General features: G+C 70.5%; 14 protein-coding genes. 3 read left to right on the forward strand and 11 right to left on the reverse strand.

Annotated elements, in window-relative coordinates; all coding sequences use genetic code 11:
- Position 1 precedes the first annotated feature (1 nt).
- Genes OHT21_RS43190 through OHT21_RS43215 form a run of 6 tightly spaced genes read right to left on the reverse strand, consistent with a single transcriptional unit; the run spans position 2 to position 8,476 of the window.
- Positions 2-1,498 (reverse strand): aldehyde dehydrogenase family protein, encoded by a 1,497-nt coding sequence (locus OHT21_RS43190; RefSeq protein WP_328773700.1) that lies wholly within the window; start codon positions 1,496-1,498, stop codon positions 2-4.
- Between the two features lie 51 nt (positions 1,499-1,549).
- Positions 1,550-2,347 (reverse strand): enoyl-CoA hydratase/isomerase family protein, encoded by a 798-nt coding sequence (locus OHT21_RS43195; RefSeq protein WP_328773701.1) that lies wholly within the window; start codon positions 2,345-2,347, stop codon positions 1,550-1,552.
- Positions 2,344-4,743 (reverse strand): GMC family oxidoreductase, encoded by a 2,400-nt coding sequence (locus tag OHT21_RS43200; protein WP_328773702.1) that lies wholly within the window; start codon positions 4,741-4,743, stop codon positions 2,344-2,346. The genes OHT21_RS43195 and OHT21_RS43200 overlap by 4 nt, the downstream gene beginning before the upstream one ends.
- The gene (locus OHT21_RS43205) at positions 4,740-6,350 is read right to left on the reverse strand and encodes an acyl CoA:acetate/3-ketoacid CoA transferase (protein WP_328773703.1); all 1,611 of its coding nucleotides are present in this window, start codon (positions 6,348-6,350) and stop codon (positions 4,740-4,742) included. Before OHT21_RS43205 ends, OHT21_RS43200 begins: the two co-directional genes overlap by 4 nt.
- 45 nt (positions 6,351-6,395) lie before the next feature.
- Positions 6,396-7,427: a Gfo/Idh/MocA family protein gene (locus OHT21_RS43210; RefSeq protein WP_328773704.1), complete on the reverse strand. Its 1,032-nt coding sequence runs from the start codon at positions 7,425-7,427 to the stop codon at positions 6,396-6,398.
- Positions 7,424-8,476, reverse strand: a complete 1,053-nt coding sequence (locus tag OHT21_RS43215) for a LacI family DNA-binding transcriptional regulator (protein ID WP_328773705.1) — start codon at positions 8,474-8,476, stop codon at positions 7,424-7,426. The genes OHT21_RS43210 and OHT21_RS43215 overlap by 4 nt, the downstream gene beginning before the upstream one ends.
- 375 nt (positions 8,477-8,851) lie before the next feature.
- On the opposite strand from OHT21_RS43215, the gene OHT21_RS43220 reads away from it, so the two are divergent.
- The gene (locus OHT21_RS43220) at positions 8,852-9,190 is read left to right on the forward strand and encodes a VOC family protein (protein WP_328773706.1); all 339 of its coding nucleotides are present in this window, start codon (positions 8,852-8,854) and stop codon (positions 9,188-9,190) included.
- Between the two features lie 34 nt (positions 9,191-9,224).
- On the opposite strand, the gene OHT21_RS43225 is transcribed toward OHT21_RS43220, so the two are convergent.
- The 5 genes from OHT21_RS43225 to OHT21_RS43245 all read right to left on the reverse strand — a co-directional run bounded on the left by OHT21_RS43225 (position 9,225) and on the right by OHT21_RS43245 (position 15,330).
- Positions 9,225-10,070, reverse strand: coding sequence for an aldo/keto reductase (locus tag OHT21_RS43225; RefSeq protein ID WP_328773707.1), 846 nt, complete (start codon positions 10,068-10,070; stop codon positions 9,225-9,227).
- A 65-nt stretch (positions 10,071-10,135) separates the two neighbouring features.
- Positions 10,136-11,854: an IlvD/Edd family dehydratase gene (locus OHT21_RS43230; protein WP_328773708.1), complete on the reverse strand. Its 1,719-nt coding sequence runs from the start codon at positions 11,852-11,854 to the stop codon at positions 10,136-10,138.
- A gap of 81 nt (positions 11,855-11,935) precedes the next feature.
- Positions 11,936-12,868 carry an HpcH/HpaI aldolase/citrate lyase family protein gene (locus tag OHT21_RS43235; RefSeq protein ID WP_328773709.1) on the reverse strand — a complete coding sequence of 311 codons (933 nt, stop codon included), beginning with the start codon at positions 12,866-12,868 and terminating at the stop codon, positions 11,936-11,938.
- 46 nt (positions 12,869-12,914) lie between these two features.
- Positions 12,915-14,114, reverse strand: a complete 1,200-nt coding sequence (locus OHT21_RS43240) for a CaiB/BaiF CoA transferase family protein (protein ID WP_328773710.1) — start codon at positions 14,112-14,114, stop codon at positions 12,915-12,917.
- A 289-nt stretch (positions 14,115-14,403) separates the two neighbouring features.
- Positions 14,404-15,330: a LysR family transcriptional regulator gene (locus OHT21_RS43245; protein ID WP_328773711.1), complete on the reverse strand. Its 927-nt coding sequence runs from the start codon at positions 15,328-15,330 to the stop codon at positions 14,404-14,406.
- A gap of 176 nt (positions 15,331-15,506) precedes the next feature.
- On the opposite strand from OHT21_RS43245, the gene OHT21_RS43250 reads away from it, so the two are divergent.
- Together OHT21_RS43250 and OHT21_RS43255 are read left to right on the forward strand one after the other, a co-directional pair.
- Positions 15,507-16,865 (forward strand): CitMHS family transporter, encoded by a 1,359-nt coding sequence (locus tag OHT21_RS43250; protein WP_328773712.1) that lies wholly within the window; start codon positions 15,507-15,509, stop codon positions 16,863-16,865.
- A gap of 36 nt (positions 16,866-16,901) precedes the next feature.
- Positions 16,902-18,467: a CocE/NonD family hydrolase gene (locus OHT21_RS43255; RefSeq protein WP_328773713.1), complete on the forward strand. Its 1,566-nt coding sequence runs from the start codon at positions 16,902-16,904 to the stop codon at positions 18,465-18,467.
- Positions 18,468-18,582: the final 115 nt, after the last annotated feature.

Consider the following 18,582-nt stretch of genomic DNA (forward strand, 5'->3'; position numbering starts at 1 on the left):
GTCACGCCTCCTCGGGAAGCCAGCGGGCGGTGCGTGGGCCGACCTGGAGCTGAACCGTCTTGGTCTCGGTGAACGCGGCGATCGCCTGCCGTCCCAGTTCGCGGCCCAGGCCGCTGGCGCCGTAGCCGCCGAAGGGCAGTTCGGGGTAGCCGTCCATCCAGCGGTTGACCCAGACGGTGCCCGCCCGGATACCGCGGGCGGCCGTCAGCGCCGCGTCGATGTCGCGGGTCCAGATGCCGGCGGACAGCCCGTACATGGTGGAGTTGGCGATGCGGATCGCGTCGTCCAGGTCGTCGAAAGTGATCAGCGACAGGACCGGGCCGAAGATCTCCTCGCGGGCGATGGACATGTCCTCGGTGACGCCGGTGAAGACGGTCGGACGGTAGAAGCGGCCGGTCCCGGCGGGCAGGGCGAGCCGGTCGCCACCGAGCAGGATCCGCGCGCCGTCGGCCCTGCCTTCGCCGACGTAGCGTTCGATGGTGTCCAGCTGCTCCTGGTTGACGATCGCGCCGACCTTGGTCGCCTCGTCGAGGGGGTCGCCGACCGGGACCCGGCGCGAGCGCTCGACGACCGCCGCCTGCAGCTCTTCGGCGATGTCACGGTGTACGAGGACGCGGCTTCCGGAGTTGCAGCACTCCCCGGCGTTGAAGCAGACGCCGAAGACGATCGCGTCCAGCGCCGCGTCCAGGTCGGCGTCGGGGAGGACGATCTGCGGGTTCTTGCCGCCGAGTTCGAGTTCGACGCGCTTGAGCTGCTCGCCCGCGGTGCGGGCGACTATGCGTCCGACGGCGGTGGAACCGGTGAAGGAGACCAGGTCGACGCCGGGGTGGGACGTCAGGGCCGCCCCTGTCTCTCCGGCGCCCGTCACGGTGTTGACGACCCCTTCCGGGATGCCCGCCTCCAGCAGCAGCCGGGTCAGGTGCACGGTGGTCCCGGGGGTGAGCTCGCTGGGCTTGACCACGGCGGTGCAGCCGACGGCCAGCGCGAAGGGCAGCTTCTGGCTGACGATCAGCAGGGGGAAGTTCCAGGGCGTGATCACCCCGACGACACCGACCGGTTCATGGACGACGAGCGCGAGGACGTCCGTGCCGAGCTGGTTGTGGGCGTCACCGTAGGAGTGCCGGGCGAGGGTGGCGGCGTACTCCCACAGTCCTGCGCTGCCTTCGATCTCGTCGCGGGCCTGGCTGATCGGCTTGCCGCTCTCCAGTACCTCGGTGCGGGCGAGCTGCTCGGCGTCGCGGCGGATCAGCTCGGCGACCTTGTGCAGCCGCCGCGCCCGGTCGGCACCGGACAGGCGAGGCCAGGGGCCCTCGTCGAAGGCGCGGCGGGCGGCCCGCACGGCGTTGTCCACGTCGGCGGCCCGGGCCCGGGGGTAGCGGCCGACGACGACGTCGTGCGCGGGGCTCTCCCGTTCGAACCACTCGTCGCCGGCGGCCCCGACGTCCTTGCCGTCGATGACCATCAGCCGTTCGACGGCAGTGATCTGATGGGCGGTCATTTCCATTACCTCGATCTCGTGCGAGTGGTGGTTCCTTGGCGGCCGTACCGGTCAGAGCCCGCGGAAGTGCGGGGCGCGCCGCTCGTGGAAGGCGCGCATCCCTTCGATGAGGTCCTCGGTGGCCGAGGCCAGGCCGCCCCCGAGGGCCTCCAGTACGCGGCTGGGGGCGCCCTCGGCCGCGGCGTCGATCAGCTGTTTGGCGATCTGGACGGCTATGGGTGAGCCGCCGCTCAGCCGGTCGACGAGGTCCGTCACGGCTTCCTCGGCGGCGTCCGGAGCGGGGCACTCGGTGGCCAGGCCCCAGGCGGCGGCGGTCGGCCCGTCCACCTGTTGCCGGGCCAGGACGATCTGCTTGGCACGGGCCCGGCCGACCAGCTCGGTGAGCCGCTCGGTGCCGCCCCAGCCGGGCACTGTGCCCAGGCCGACCTCGGGCAGGCTGAGCCGGGCATCCGTAGTGACGATCCTGAAGTCGCAGGCGAGCGCGAGCTCCAGGCCGCCGCCCGCCGCCACGCCGTGCACCACGGCGACCGTCGGCTGGCGCAGCGAGGCCAGCAGGTCGAAGACGCGATGGCCGCGGGCGGTCCACTCCCGCCACATCTCGACGGAGCTGAGGGAAGCGAACCGGTTGATGTCCGCCCCGACGCAGAACGCCTTCGGGCCGGCGCCGCGCACCACGACCACCCGGGCGTCACCGGCGGCGACGGCGCGGAGTGCCGCTTCGAGGGCGTCCAGCATCTCGGGAGTGAGCGCGTTGAGCTTGGCGGACCGGTCGAGGACGAGTGTGGCGACGTCGCCGTCGGTCTCGGCCCGTACCGTCCCCTCAGGCGGCGCGATCTGATCGATGCTCATACGACGCTCCCGCCCAGGTCGCCGGCCAGCTTCTCGGCGGCGCGCAACACGACGGCCCAGATGGTGAGCGTCGGGTTGATGCCGGGGCAGCTGGGGAACGCCGCACCGCCGTAGACATGCAGGCCGGGGGTGTCGTGAACGGCCAGCCAAGGGTCGAGGACCGTGTCGGCGGGATCCTCGCCGAAGCGGCAGCCGCCCAGGTCGTGGCTGGAGCCGACGCCCGTGAAGTGCGGGCCCTCCCACGTGGTGGCGGCGCCCATCTCGCGCAGGATCCCGGCGGCCTGTTCGCCCATCCAGGCCGCGAGCCGCCGCTCGTTCTCGCGCAGCCGGTAGGTGACCCGGACCACCGGCATGCCGACGCCGGAGCGGTCGCGGTGCCGGGGGTCGAGGTCCACGAAGTGGCCCGCGTACGGGAGCGCGTCCGGCTGGATCCGCACGACGCCCTGGTGCTGCCAGCGCAGCAGATGGGCGCGGTAGGACCTGCCCCACGGGCGGACATCGGGCGGCAGACACTCCCGGCTGATCTGGAGCGGCAGGAACTGCTGCTCGGCGCCGAGCGTGGCGCCGCCGACGAATCCGTGCGCGGCGAAGTCGAACCGCTCGGCCACGTAGTCGTCCAGCACCATGCCCTGGGCCGCCGGTCCGGTGTGCCGGTTGAGGTACACGTCGGGGAGGAAGCCGTTGACGTGGGCGAACATCTTGGTCATGTAGTGCTTGCCGAGCTGGCCGGTGGTGTTGCCCAGCCCGTCCGGGTGCTTGCCGTCCGCCGAGACGAACATCAGCCGCAGGTTCTCGTACGTGTAGGCGGACAGGATCACGGCGCGGGCGTGCTGGGTACGGACCCTGCCGTGCGGGTCGAGGTACTCGACTCCGACGGCGGCCCCGGTGGAGTCGAGCAGCACACGGATGGCCCGGCAATGGGTACGCAGCTCGAACCTGCCCGTCCGCAGGGCCTGCGGCACGGGGCCGAGCCCCGGGTGCCAGCGGTCTCCGCTGCTGGTGCCGAGCCCGTTGCTCCACGCCGAGTAGGTCGTCGCGGGCCGGCCGCCGTACTCCACGGTGTTGAGGCCCACCGGGACGGGATGCGGATGCAGGCCCCGGGCCTCGGTCGCCGTGCGGAACCGCTCACCGAGGGAGAAGGGCCGCATCGGGGGCATGGGCAGCGGCTTGCTGCGCTCGACGTACGGGTTGGAGTCGTCGCCGGCCACACCGATCAGGTGCTCCAGGCGCGTGTAGTACGGCTCCAACTCCTCGTACGTGACAGGCCAGTCGGCGAGAGTGCAGTCCTCGGGGAGGATGTCCCGTCCGTACTGTTCGGTGATGCGGGTGAGCGGCCGGAAGTGCCAGGGGTGGAAGCGGCGCAGCCAGGCGCCGTAGTGACCGGCCGAGCCGCCGACGCCGTTGACCATCCGGCCGAGCGAGAACGTCGCCTCCTGGCTCCCGGCGTCGTCCGCGTCCTGGCGCCAACGAGGCGTCTCCTGTTGGAACTTGGGCCCCAGCCCGGCGCGGGCGTAGTACGCGTCGCCGAGTTCGTCGGGCCGGAAGTCGTCCTTGCCGCGCCAGGGTCCCGCCTCCAGGCCGACGACCGTGAGGCCGGCCTCGGCGAAGGTCTGCGCGACCAGCCCGCCCATGGCTCCGACGCCCACGAGTAGGACGTCCACCTCGTCGGCCGAGTCGGTCGCCTTCGGCGACACGGCGTTGCGGTACGCCTCCCGCGTCCACGCCTCCTCCGCCTCGTCGTGCGGCAGCGCGTCCACGACGTCGGCGAGGGTACGGACGATTCCGCCCTTGGTCACCGGCTCGGGGGAGAGGTTCTCCTCGGCGGAGTTCTCCAGCCAGACGCCGGGGTGGCCGAGCAGCCGCCAGCCCGCAGCGTCACGGTTGCCGCCGTGGGCAGGGTCGGCGAACAGCCCTTCCTGCAGATGAGCCCGCAGCTGGGCGAAGGCGAGCTGCTGCTCTTCGGCGCCGAGCAGTGCCTCGCCGAGTGGCGCGTCACCGGGCATTGCCTCGCCGGACAGTGCGTCGCCGGACAGCCCGTCGCCGGGCGGCGCGTCACCAGCCTTTGCCTCGCCGGACAGTGCGTTGCCGAGCCGACCCTCGCTCAAGTGCTGCACGAGCGCGTCCTGTTGGTCGCTTCGCAACTCGGCGAAGCCGTGGCCGAAGGTGCCGCGGGCCGAGGCGTCGAAGGCCGCGAGGACGGTCTGATAGAGGGGGACGAGGCGGCTGTCGTGACCGGCGAGGGCCCGGTCGACGTAGTCGAGGACGCCGATGGCGCGGGCTCCAGGACCGTGCTCGTCGGCGGGGAAGAGCCGTTCGAAGAAGGCGTCGGCGACGCGCGCCTCGGTGGCGGTCAGCGCGGTGCGGGCCGCGCCGGACGACGGGGAGGAGGTGGTCATCGCATACCTGCCTTGGTGTGGTGCGGGGTGTCCAGTGCCAGGCCGACGGGCTCCGGGCGGAACAGCCGCCCGTCCATCTCGCGCAGATCGTCTGCGACGGCGAGCGGGAAGGCGGCCTTGTCGAGTACGTCCATCTGAAGATCGGCACCGGGCGCGATCTCGATCACGGTGAGGCCTTGCCGGCGGAGTTCGAGCACACAGCGCTCGGTGACATAGCGGACCGAGCGGCCCTGGGCGAGGGCCCGGCGGCCGGAGAAGGTGACCGCGCTGACGCGGTCCACGAGTTTGGGCACCGCCCCGTCCTGACGGATGGTCAGCCGTCCGTCCTCGACGGCGATGTCGCGCCGCCCGGCGGTGAAGTTGCCGCTGAAGACGATGTTCCGGGCCGCGGAGGTGATGTCGGCGAAGCCTCCGACGCCTGCGGTGACATGGCGGCGGCCCGGCAGGTGGTGCACGTTGACGTCGCCGTACCGGTCGATCTCCAGGAAGGAGAGCATGGCGCGCTGGAAGCCACCGCCCTGCAGCAGCGTGAACTGGTCGATGCTGGGCATCAGGGCCTGCGGATTGAGCGCGCAGCCGAACGCGAACCCGGTGAGCGGCACCCCGCCGACGGCACCCTGCTCGATGACCCAGGTGACGGCATCGGCACGGCCCTCCTCGACGAGGACTCGGGGGATCAGGGCGGAGATGCCGAAGCCGAGGTTGACGGTGTCGTCCTCGCGCAGTTCCTGTGCGGCCCGCCGGGCGATGATCTTCTCCAGCCCCCAAGGCGCCGGTTCGACGACCTCCAGCGGGCGGCGTATCTGGCCGCTGATCGCGGGATCGTAGACCGTCTGCGTGGTCTGCCACTGCTCCTCGTGCACCACCAGGGCGTCGACGAGGATGCCGGGCACCCGTACCTGCCGCGGGTCCAGGGTGCCCGCCGCGGCGATCCGCTTGACCTGGGCGATGACGACACCGCCGTTGTTGTGCGCGGCGTACGCCTGGTCCAGGGCGCCGAGAGTGGAGCCCTCGTCCTCGAAGGTGAGGTTGCCGCACTCGTCGGCCGTGGTCGCCCTGATGATCGCCACATTGGGACGTATCGCGGGGTAGAACAGCCATTCCTGGCCGTCGCGTTGCTCGAGGGTGACGAGGTCCTCGCCGGTGGCGGAGTTCATCCGGCCGCCTTGGTGCCGGGGGTCGACGAAGGTGTCGAGTCCGACGTCGCTGAGGACCCCGGGCTGCCGGACGGCGCCCGCGCGGTGCATCTGGAAGACCGCGCCGGAGGGGAGGTTGTATGCCTCCACTTCGTCGGCCTCGATCATCTTCCAGATGCGCGGCGGTTCGGCGGACGACGGCCCGCTGGGATAGGAACCGGCGATGATCCGAGAGAGCAGCCCGGGGCGTGCCAGGTGGTCGATGCCCGGAACGCCGTACATGTCGCCGGCCGCGATGGGGTGCACCGTGGTCAGCCCGCGCGGCGACCCCGTCTGCGCGAAGTGCTCACCGATACCGGCGAGGACGGCGTCCGGGCAGCCCAGCGCGGAGGAGGAACTCACCGAGACGACCGCTCCGTCCGGGATCATTTCGGCTGCCTCGGCAGCGGTGACCGCGGGCACTGTGCGCATGGGTATGCCTTCCTTCGAACGTGCGGCGATCTCTCGGACGACGGGTCAGCGCGCCGCGGCGGGGGAGAGGACGACGGGTGTGGTGCGCCCGGTGCGGGCGGCCTCCTGGACGGCGAGGGCGACCGCGAGCGCGTGCACTCCCTGCGGGCCGGTGACCGCAGGCTCGCCCGTGCCGCGGACCGCGTGGCCGAACGCTTCCAGGACCACCTCGTACAGGTCGCGCCGACCGGGTACGTCGATCTCCCGGGACCCGGCGGCGTCCCGCAGGTGGACCGTGCCGACCGGGTCCTGCGTCATCACGTCCACCGCGCTGATCGACCCGTCGGTGCCGTGCACCTCCAGGCCGGTGGGGGCATGGGCGACGGTGAAGGCGTCGTGGGTCTGGGCCAGGACGCCGTCGCCGTAGCGGACGACGCTCATCGCGGCGTCCTCGGCCGCCGCCTCCCACGGTCCCTGACGCACCGTCAGAGCCGTGGCTTCGACGGGTGTACCGAACAGCGCGTTGGTGACGGAGGCGTCATGGCAGGTGATGTCCAGTACGACCCCCGCACCGGCCCCCGGATCGCGCAGCCGCCAGCCGCGCAGCCGTTCGGGCAGCGCCACCGCGTGGAACACCCGGGCTGCCAGCGGCCTCCCCACCGCGCCCGCCGCGACGAGTTCGCGGATACGGCGATGGGTGGCGGCGCCGGGCAGATGGTGGTTGACGCCCAGCACCACGCCCGCGGCCTTGCAGGCGTCGACCATCGACCAGGCGTCGGCGAGGGAGAGCGCGAGCGGCTTCTCGCACAGCATGTGCTTGCCGGCGGCGGCCGCGGCGAGTGTGCGGGGCAGGTGCAGTTCGTTGGTCGTACTGATGTAGACCGCGTCGATGTCGTCGCGGGCCAGCAGGTCCTCGACGCTGGTGGTGGCGTGCGGGACGCCATGCGCCGCCGCCCAGGCGGTGGTGCGGGGTGCCGAGGAGCCGCAGACGGCGGTGACGCCGTGGCCGAGCCGACGCATGGCCGGGACCATGCGGGTCGCCGCGATGTCGCTGGCCCCGATCAGTCCCCAGCGGGGTGTGCGGGCCGAGGTCCTCATCGGAGGTCCGCCCGTCCGGAGTCGGCGTCCGTCGCCCCGTCCTCACGCCGTGTGGACTCGCGCACCTTCAGCTCCGGGGTCAGGAGCACGGTGTGCGGCTGCCGGTCCCGTTCCTCGATCCGGCGGAGCAGGAGCTCCGCCGCCTCGGCGCCGGTCTGGTCGGGATGTGTGGCGACCGTGGTGAGTGAGGGATGCTGCAGGACGGCGTCCGGTACGTCGTCGAAGCCGGCGACGGCCACGTCCCGGCCGGGTTCCATGCCCAGTGCTCGGAGGGCCGAGATCGCGCCGAAGGCCACCACGTCGCTGTAGCAGACGATGGCGTCGTACGGCCGGCCGGTCTCGGCGAGCAGTTCGACCGCGCGCTCGCCCCCGCCGCGATCGGCGCTGGTGGCGACCGACAGGGCAGGGTCGAGGGCACACCCGTGACCCTCCAGGGCGGTGCGCAGGCCCTCCTCACGCTCCACCCGCGCGGTCGACCGGGGCGGGCCGCCGAGGAAGGCGACGTGCCGCCGCCCCGACCGCACGAGGTGATCGCCGAGCAGGTGCCCCGCCGCGCGGTTGTCCACGCCGATGTAGTCCGCCTGGTGACTGGGCACATGACGGGTGACCAGCACATGCGGAGTGGCGGACGCGACGAGCGACTTCTGGAGCATCGCCGCGCTTGTGTCGTACGACGGCACCAGCAGCAGCCCGTCCACCCGGTGCTCACGCATCGCCTCCAGCAGCCGCGTCTGCCGCTCCTGGTCGTCGTGGCTGTAGCCGAGCAGCAGCGTGTAGCCGCGTTTGTACAGCACCCGCTCGATCGCCATCGTCAGCTCGGCGAAGTACGGGTTGCGCACGTTGGTCGCCACCAGGGCCACCGTCATCGACCGCTGGGCACGCAGGTTGGCCGCCCGCCGGTCGTACACGTAACCCAGCTGTTCCATGGCCTCGCGGACCCGCGCCTTGGTCGCCGCGGACACCCGGGGGCTGTCCCGCACCACGAGTGACACCGTGGCCTTCGAGACGCCGCAGGCCGCGGCGATGTCGCTGAGGGTGACTCTTGGCACCTCTGCACCGCCTGTTAGATCGGTCTACTAGCTGATGCCGAAGAGCGTCGACCTAGTTGCGGGGTGGCGTCAAGATGTCGGGCGAAAGTTTTCGAGAAAGCGCCCAACTGCCCAAGGAACGGCTGGTCGATGTCTTGACAGGCAACGCTTGCTCGCATCAGCGTGGAGGTCAGGGCTGGTATATCGATCCAACAACTGTCGCGTTCTAGGTGGCCACGTACATGGTGCCGATCACCAGCGCGCAGTCGGCCGGCTGTACCGAGGATGGGCAGCGCCGGGTGAAGAAGGAGGGCAGCGCGGCTGTGATCAAGAGACTCTCGCCCATCAGACCGGGCTCGTGTCGCCGGGCACTCGACCGGCCCTTAGCATGACCGGATGTCACTCGACCTTTTCGCCGGAATGTACGTCCGCGATTACGAGGCCGCGAAGGACTGGTACGCGCGGCTGCTGGGGGAGCCGACCTACGTCGCATCCGAGACGGAAGCCGTGTGGGAGCTGGCCGAGAGCCGGTTTGTGGCCATCGAGCAGAATGCCGAGCACGCAGGGCACGGCATTCAGACGATCTTCGTCGATGACTTCGACGACCGCGTTGCGCAGATCGCCGAGCGCGGCATCGAGCCCGTGAAGCGCGAGACCTACTCCAACGGCGTGCGCAAGGCGCTGTACCGCGACCCCGACGGCAACGAGATCGGCTTCGGAGGAGCCCCTTCCTAGCCACGGCCCCAGCCGCGGCTTGGCTGCCTTGGGCCTACGCCGTTGCCTGCTTGGCCAGCTGGTCGAGGCGGTCGCGTTGGGATGAGGTCAGCTGGACGTGTTCCGCCGCGAGGTTCTCCTCGAGGTGGTCGATCTTGGCGGTGCCGGGGATCGGCAGGATGACCGGCGAGTGGCCGAGCAGCCACGCGAGCGTCACCTGCGTAGGGCTGGCGTCGAGCTCGTTCGCCACAGCGGAGATCTCGGCCCGCTCGCCCGACGAACCCCATGCGACGGGCCGCCACGGCAGGAACGCGATCCCCGCCGCCTCGCAAGCCGCGAGCACCGGCCCGTGCTCGCGGTCGAGCACGTTGTAGCGGTTCTGCACGCTCACGACCTCGATGATCTTCCGTGACTCTTCGAGTTCGGCGACGGTGACCTCGGACAGCCCGAGGTGGCCGATCTTGCCCTCGGTCTGGAGTTCCCGCAGCGTGCCGAGCTGGTCGGCCAGGGGCGTCTCCGGGTCGATGCGGTGCAGCTGGAGCAGCTCGATCCGCTCGACGCGCAGCCGGCGCAGGGCGTCGTCGACCTGGGTGCGCAGTACGGAGGGCCTCGCGTCGAGCCCCCACTCGCCCGTCTCGACGGATCGCCAGACGCCCACTTTGGTGGTGATGAGCAGCTCTGGCGGGTAGGGGTGCAGGGCCTCGGCGAGCAGCTCCTCGTTGGCTCCTGCGCCGTACATATGGGCCGTGTCGATCAGGGTGATGCCCAGCTCGACGGCCCGCCGGGCGACCGCGACGGATGCTTCACGATCCGGGGCGGGCTCGGTCGGCAAGTGCATGGCCCCGAAACCGAGCCGTCGTACGTCCAGATCCCCGCCGATGCGAAACGTGGTCGATGTCAACTGCTGTGTCCGCCTCCTCAGTCAAGAGGCCACGCTAACAGCGCAGTTGGGATACATCGCCTGGATTAATGCGATTCACGGCTCACGGCCGACCCGGAAGAACCGGTCAGGAAGTCGAGGTCGGCGCCGGTGTCCGCCTGGGTCACATGGTCCACGTACAGGCGCTCCCAGCCGCGTCGGGGGTTCGCGAAGCCGTCCAGGGTCTTCTTGTTGGGCGTACGCAGGGCCAGTTCGGCGTCGTCGACCTCGAGGGTGAGGGTGCGTGCGGGAACGTCGAGAGTGATCCAGTCGCCGTCGCGTACCAGCGCCAGCGGGCCGTCGGCGGCGGCTTCCGGGGCGACGTGTAGGACAACCGTTCCGTACGCCGTGCCGCTCATCCGGCCGTCGCAGATCCGCACCATATCGCGTACGCCCTGCTCCAGCAGCTTGCGCGGCAGGGGCATGTTCGACACCTCGGGCATGCCGGGGTAGCCCTTGGGGCCGCAGCCGCGCAGTACGAGTACGGAGTCCGCGTCGACCGGCAGCTCTGGGTCGTCGACGCGGGCGTGGAAGTCCTCGATGTGGTCGAACACCACCGCCCTGCCCCGGTGTTGGAGCAGTCCGGGCGAGGCGGCGGCGGGCTTGATGATGGCTCCGCTCGGGGCCAGGTTGCCGCGCAGCACGGCGATGCCCGCGTCCGGTTGCAGCGGCGTCTCGCGCGGGCGGATCACTTCCCGGTCCCAACTCTCCGCGTCGTCAAGGAAGTCGACGAGGGGCCGGCCGGTGACGGTGATCGCCGTGGGGTCGAGCAGGTCGCGTACTTCGCGGAGCACCGCGAGGAGTCCGCCCGCGCGGTGGAAGTCGTCCATGAGGTGGGTGCCCGCCGGCAACAGGTTGACCAGGAGCGGGACATGGGATCCGATCCGGTCGAAGTCGTCCAGGCTCAGCGGTACGCCGAGCCGGCCGGCGATGGCCAGCAGGTGTACGACGGCATTGGTGGACCCGCCGGTCGCCGCGAGCGCGACGATCGCGTTGTGGAAGGAAGCGGCCGTCATGACGTCGGCGGGTGTCCGCTGCTCGGCCACCAGCTCGGCGGCCAACTGCCCTGTCTCGTAAGCGGCTTCGAGCAGTCGGCTGTCGGGTGCGGGCGTTCCGGCGAGCCCGGGCCGCGTCATGCCGAGCGCCTCCGCGACGACGGCCATCGTCGACGCCGTACCCATCGTGTTGCAGTGCCCCCGGCTACGGATCATGGACGACTCGGAACGGGCGAAGTCCTCCTGCGACAGCGTCCCCGCGCGGACCTCCTCGCTCAGCCGCCAGACGTCCGTCCCGCAGCCGAGCGGCTTGCCGCGGAAGGTGCCGGTGAGCATCGGGCCGCCGGGGACGACGACCGCGGGCAGGCCCACGGATGCGGCAGCCATGAGCAGCGCGGGGATCGTCTTGTCGCACCCCCCGAGGAGTACGACCCCGTCGATCGGGTTGGCGCGGAACATCTCCTCCGCCGCCATCGCGGCCATGTTCCGCCAGAGCATGGCGGTGGGCCGCATCTGGGTCTCGCCGAGCGAGACCACCGGCAACTCCAGGGGAATGCCGCCGGATTCGTGCACACCGTCCCGTACGGACTTCGCGACCTCGCCGAGATGGGCGTTGCAGGGGGTCAGGTCCGACGCGGTGTTGGCGATGGCGATGTGCGGCCTGCCGGAGAAGGCGTCCCGGGGAAGGCCGCGCCGCATCCATGCCCGGTGGATGTAGGCGTTGCGGCCCGTTCCCGCGTACCACTGTGCGCTTCGCAGTTCAGGGGCCATCCGGTCGTCCCTCCGGCACGCTCGCGGGCGGTGAGTGTGGAGCGGTTCACGCTAACTCAGTGCAAGGGGCACTGAACAGCGTCAGGGTGTGGCCGTCCCGTCCGAGCTGTGCCGCTCCAGCACCAGCCGTGCCGTCGCGGCCATGGCCTCGTCCACCATCTGGCCCTCGAAGGAGACCGCGCCCTGACCGCGTGCCTGGGCCTGTTCCACAGCGGCGATGAGGCGGGCGCAGCGGGCGAGTTCCTCGGGGCCGGGGGAGAAGACGTCGTTGATCACGGGGACGTGGGAGGGGTGGATGGCCATCATGCCCTCGTATCCGAGCGAGCGGTTCTGTTCGGCGAAGGCGCGTAGGCCGTCCAGGTCCGCGAGGCGGGTCCAGAGGCCGGTGACCGGGTGGGGGGATCCCGCCGCCCGGACGTCCAGCAGGACGCGGGAGCGGAGTGCGAGGGTTTCGGCTCCTTCCGGGGTCCAGCGGTAGCCGACGGCGCGTTCTACGTCGCCTCCGGGTGCGGTGAGGGCACCCGGGTAGGCGACTCGCGGGGCGGCCGCGGCGATGTCGTGAGCCTCGCGCAGGGCTCGGGCCGTCTCCAGTAGGGGTACGAGCGTCAACTGGCCCTGAGGCAGGCCCTGTTCGTCCTCGCACCAGGTGAGCAGACGGTCGGCCAGCCGTACGTCCTCGGTGCCGGTCACCTTGGGCAGGACGATGCCGGACAGGCCAGGGCGTGCGACCGCGCGGAGCTCCTCGGCGCCCGTCCAGCCGTCGAGCGGGTTGATCCGGACGAACAGCGCGGTGCTGCCGCTCGGCTCCGCGGCGGCCTGTTCGATGGCCTCCACCACCCCGGCACGGGCGCCGGTCTTGGCCTCCTGCGGCACCGCGTCCTCCAGGTCGAGGATCGCGGCATCGGCACCGGCTGCCCGTGCCTTGGGCAGCCATTCCGTCCGGTTCGCCGGGACGAAGAGCAGGGAGCGCAGCGGGGGCCGGTCCGGCGGCCGCGCTTCCGGGCTGTACGACACCCTGCCTCCTGGGTGTCCCGGCTCGTACGACACCCAGCCTCCCGGCTTACACGACACCTTGCTTCTCAAGGTCGCTGAGTTCCTTCTCGTCGAGGCCGAGCCACTCGCGGTAGACGAGGTGGTTGTCCTGGCCCAGGGCGGGCCCGGTGCGCCAGACCCGCCCCGGGGCCTGGCGGAAGTGCGGGATGACCGCCTGCATCCGTACGGGGCCCAGGTCGGGATCGTCGACGGTGACGATGTCGCCGCGTTCCGCGTACACGGGGTCGTCGGCGATGTCCGCGGCGCTGAACACCCGTGAGGCCACCACCTCGTTGCGGGCGAACTCCTCCAGGCACTCGGCGGTCGAGTGCTCCGCCATCCAGGTGCGCAGTCCCTCGTCCAACTCGCCGCGCCGCGCGTGCTGTTGGCGCGTCGTGGCGAACTCCTCCTCGGGCAGCCCGAGCAGTCGGGCCACATTGCGCACCGAGCGTGGCGTCGCGGAGGTCACGGTGATCCACTCGTCGTCTCGGGAACGGTAGGTGTTGATCACCGCGGCGGGGGCGACCGCCAGCTGGTTGCCGGCGCGTTCGGGTACCTCTCCCAGTTGGTCGTGCACGATGACCTGCCATTCGACGAGCCGGAACAGTGGCTCGAAGAGGGCGAGGTCGATCCATTCGCCGTCGAAGTCGGGGTCGTGGTCCCTGCGGTGGAGGGCGGCGAGTACGGCGTATGCCCCCATCAGGCCGGTCACGGCGTCGCCGTGGGAGAAGCCGGTGTGGACGGGTGGGCCGTCGGGGAAGCCAGTCAGGTGTACGACGCCGCTGCGGGCCTCGCCCATCTTGCCGAAGCCTGGGGCGTCGGCCTGCGAGGAGGTTGCTCCGAAGCCGGAGATCTGGAGCAGTACTGCTTTGGGGTTGATGCGGTGTACGGACTCCCAGTCCAGTTCCCAGGTGCGTAGGCGGCCTGCGCGCAGGGTGACGATGATGACGTCTGCCCAGGCGATCAGGCGGTGGGCGACTGAGCGGCCCGCCTCGTGGTGCAGGTCCAGGGTCACCGAGCGCTTGTTGCGGGCGGCGACCTTGAACCACAGGGGGGTGCCGTCTCGTTGGGGGCCCATTGCTCGGGCGGCGTCGCCGGTGCCGGGGGGTTCTACGTGTACGACGTCTGCGCCCTGGTCGGCGAGCATCGAGCCGGCCAGGGGGCCGGCTACCACGTGGGCGAACTCTACGACCTTCAGCCCTCGTAGTTGGCCCTGTCCGCCGGTCATCCGCTCTCCCTTGTTGGGTCTCGGGGAATCAGCGTGCCGAAGCGGAGAAATGCTTGTCCAGCAAAGGAAGCCGATCAATCCATGCGGGTTGTGCATGAATGGGGGTTGTTTTCGCCCCCGCCGCCCCTTCCCGTCCCGTCCCGTTCCTGGGGCTGCGCCCCAGACCCCCTGATCGGGTTCGTACCCGGGTGCGGGTTCGTTGTGGCTGGTCGCGCAGTTCCCCGCGCCCCTTACGGGGCCCGTAGGGGAGCCGCAAGTTGATACAGGACCGCGTCCCTTATGGGGCGCGCTACTCCGACCATACGACCCCGTCCGGCAACTCGTGGCCCTGGGCTCGTAGTGCGTCCAGGGTTTCCAGGAGGTGATGGGCCGCTCTTGGGAGGGTTCGGCGGGCTCGTAGGGCTATGTCCAGGCGGCGGTCGATCACGGGGGCGATGAGGGGGCGGCAGGTTACCTGGGCTGTGCCTGTTAGGGGCAGGACCAGGGCCGGAAGGGCCGACACTCCCAGGCCTGCTGCTACCAGGCCGCCTACCGTGGCGATGCTGCCTGCCTCTGCCGCCGGTTCCGCGTGGGCGTCTACCTGGGCGAAGGCTGCGTCGGTGAGTCTTCGGACGCTTGAGTCGCGGCCCACCGCGAGGAAGGGTTCGCGGGCCAGGTCTTCCCAGGTGACCTCGGGGTGCTCGGTGAGTGGGTGGTGTGGCGGGAGTACCGCCACGAAACGGTCGTGTACCAGCGGGCGTTGCTCAAGTTGGTCCGACGGTCTGCCCACCGTGGTGATCGCGAAGTCCGCGTCGCCGGTCAGGACCCGGTCCAGTACCGAGCGCTCCAGGCCGTCGAGGATGCGTACGGCCACCTGCGGGTGCTGCGTGCGGAATTGGGAGATCACCTGCGGCAGCAGCACGGCGGCTACGGACGGCAGGGTGGCCACCGCTACCGTTCCCGACTCGCCCAGCAGGAAGCGTCGTAGTTCCTTCATGCCGGCTTGATGCGCGTTCACGATCTGCTCGGCTATGCGCAGGGCCTCGACGCCCGCGGCGGTCAACTGCACGTTGCGCGTGTCGCGTTCGAGCAACTGCGCGCCGAGCAGTCGCTCAAGATCCGCCACGGCACGGCTGAGCGACGACTGCGATACGTGCATCTGTGCGGCGGCGGCGGTGAAGCTCGACGCCCGGGCGACGGCCGCGTAGGCCGCGAGTTGGCGCAAGGTGGCATCCATGGCCGGAGGATAGGCGGTTGCCTCCGCAATTGATGCGGAGATCGCATGAGTTGATCCCGGTTCGATGCTGGACACCGATCTGTTGCCGCTCGGAAACTCTCCCGCGACAGACCGATGCTCCAGGCCCTCGTTTTCCCGCCGCCAGGAGCCGTACTCCGAGAAAGCGAGCCGACTCCATGCTGGCAGCCCTGGGCTTCACCACGATCGGCCTCTTCTTGTTGCTGACCATGACCAAGCGCGTCTCGGTCCTGGTCGCCCTGGTTCTGCTCCCGGTGCTTGCGGCACTGGCCGGCGGCTTCGGTGGCGAGTTGGGCGATCTGATCCTGGAGGGGCTGACCACGGTGGCCCCCACAGGCATCATGATCGCCTTCGCCGTCCTGTACTTCAGCCTGATGGTGGACGCGGGCCTCTTCGATCCGTTGATCGGCGGCATCCTGCGGGTGGCGGGGGGCGACCCGCTGCGCATCACGGTCGGCACGGCCGTACTCACGATGTGCGTGGCGCTGGACGGTGACGGAGCGTCGACGTTCCTCATCACCGTCTCCGCCCTACTGCCCGTCTACAAGCGGCTCGGCATGAGCCCGCTGGTGCTGTCCGGAGTCGTCTGCCTGGGCGCGGGAGTCATGAACATGATTCCCTGGGGCGGTCCGACCGTACGGGCCATGGCGGCGCTGAAGCTGGAGAGTTCGGAGGTCTTCACGCCGGTTCTGCCCGCGATGGGGTTCGGTATCGCGTGGGTGCTGGTGGCCTCGTATCTGATCGGCCGTCGGGAGCGTCGCCGCCTCGGTCAGCTCGACGCGAAGGACCCCGCCGACCCCACGGAGGGCGGCGTCGAGGGCCGTACGGAAGCGGACGCGCGTCCTGCGGTGGGCACGGGGGACGGGCCGGGAACCGTCCGTGTACCGGCGCCCGCCCGGCCCTGGCTGACCGTGTTCAACCTGGTGCTGACCATCGCTCTCCTCGTGAGCCTGATCCTCGAAGTGATGCCGCTCCCCGTGCTGTTCGTGCTCGGCTTCGCCATCGCCATGCTGGTCAACCACCCCACGTGGGAGCGGCAGCAGGCTCTGCTGGACAAGCACGCCAAGAGCGTGGTCCTGGTCACGACGATGATCTTCGCGGCCGGTGTGCTGACCGGTGTCCTCACCGGCACAAAGATGATCGACTCGATGGCCGAGTCGCTCGTGAACGTCATCCCGGACGGGCTCGGTGGGCATCTGCCCGTCCTGGTGGCCGTCACGTCCATGCCGCTGAGCCTGGTCTTCACCCCGGACGCCTACTACTTCGGGGTACTCCCGGTCCTCGGCGAGACCGCCGACGGCTTCGGTGTGCCGCCGGCCGAGGTCGCCCGGGCCGCCATCCTCGGCCAGATGACGACAGGGTTCCCGCTCAGCCCGCTCACCGCCTCCACCTTCATCCTCGTCGGCATGAGCGGCGTACAACTTGGCGAGCACCAGCGCTTCATCTTCCGCTGGGCCTTCGCCACCACCCTGGTCATGACCGTCGGCGCGCTCATCACCGGCGCCTTCTCCCTCTGACCCCCCTTTGGACCCGGTGCCAAGGAGCGCGTGCGCATGAACCCACAGCGAGACAATCGGTGGCTGTCCCGGCGAACCCTGTGCTCCCTGGGCCTCACGGTGCCCCTGGCCGCCGTACTGCCCTCACCGGCAGGCGCCGCGAGCGGGCCCGGACTCCCGCCCGACCCCTTCTTCGCCTACGACCGCCCCGCCCAGTACGAGGTCGTACGCGAGGACGTCAAGGTGCCCCTGCGCGACGGCAGTTACCTGGTAGGCCAGTTGTACCGGCCGGGAACCTCCGCCGGACGGCCCGCGGTCGGCACCTTCCCCGGCATCGTGTACGAGTACACGGCGTACGCGGAGAGCGCCGAGGCCTTCGGCGAAGGCGCCGCCTACTTCGTGCGCCGTGGCTACAACGCCCTCGTCTGTCAGGTTCGGGGATCGGGCGAATCGCCGGGCACCGTCGACGCGTTCAGTCCTCAGGAGCAGCGCGACAACTTCGACGTCATCGAGTGGCTCGCCCGTCACCCCGCCTCCACCGGGCGCATCGGCCAGATGGGCGTGAGCTACGGCGGCCACACCACGCTCCTGGCTGCCGTGAACCGACCGCCCCACCTGAAGGCAGTCATCCCGGTCAACGGCATCCATGACTGGTACGAGAACACCATCTACCGAGGCGGCATCTACTCCCCGCGCATCCGCGAATGGCAGCAGACGGTGGCCCCCGGCACGCTCCGCACCTACGCCGAGCACCCCCTCTACGACGACTACTGGCGGGGCCGCAGCGTGATGTCCCGCTGGGAGAACCTCACCGTCCCCACGCTCGAGATCAACGGCTGGTACGACCGCTACCGCGACGGCATGGTGAAGAACTACCGGGCCCGCCCGCACAACGTCTGGATGGTGTCCGGGCCCTGGGAGCACGGCGCGCCCGAAGGTCAGTACGCGGGGATCGGCAGTGGCGCCTATCTCGCCTGGTGGGACCACTGGCTGGCCCGCGACCGACGCGCGCCGCTGCCGGCCACCCACGTCACTTCCTACGAAGTGCCCGGTCCCGGAGCGGGCAAGGGCTGGCAGCAGTTCGAGCAGTGGCCACCGCGCGACGCCCGGGAGCTCACTCTCCGACTCGGACGGAACGGAACACTGCACCCTGGAGCGGCAGCCCCCCGCGTGGCGGCATTCGACGTCAACACCGGCACCGCACCCCCGGCGGAGCATCAGCAACTGCGCTTCAGCACAGCCCCGTTGCGCCACGACCTGGTGCTCGCGGGAGACGCTCTGGCCGACATCCGCGCCTCGTTCACCGCCGCCGACGGCAACATCGCGGCCGTGATGTACGACCAGGCGCCCGACGGCACCAGCACCCGGATCACGGAGGGCTGGCTCAAGGCGAGCCACCGCCACACGCACACCCGGCTGTCCCCGGTGAAGCCGGGAACCACGTACGCACTCGGTGTGCACATCTGGCCGGTGCACTACCGGCTCGCCGCCGGCCACCGGCTGACGCTGCGCGTTTCCAGCGACGACTATCCGCAGATCGACTCCGACGTACCCGCGGGCCGGGTCTCCGTGCGGACCGGCGCGGCCGGCTCCACGCTGCGTCTCACGGTCAGGACGCGCTGAGGCTCTAGCACCGGCCGACCGGATACGGCACTATGTCGGCCCGAACCACGAGGATCACCAGCGTTGGCGTCGCCGATCGCCAACTGTGCGGCCGTGTACCGGAATTGATCGGTAT

The sequence above is a fragment of the Streptomyces sp. NBC_00286 genome (genome assembly GCF_036173125.1).
Classification (GTDB): domain Bacteria; phylum Actinomycetota; class Actinomycetes; order Streptomycetales; family Streptomycetaceae; genus Streptomyces.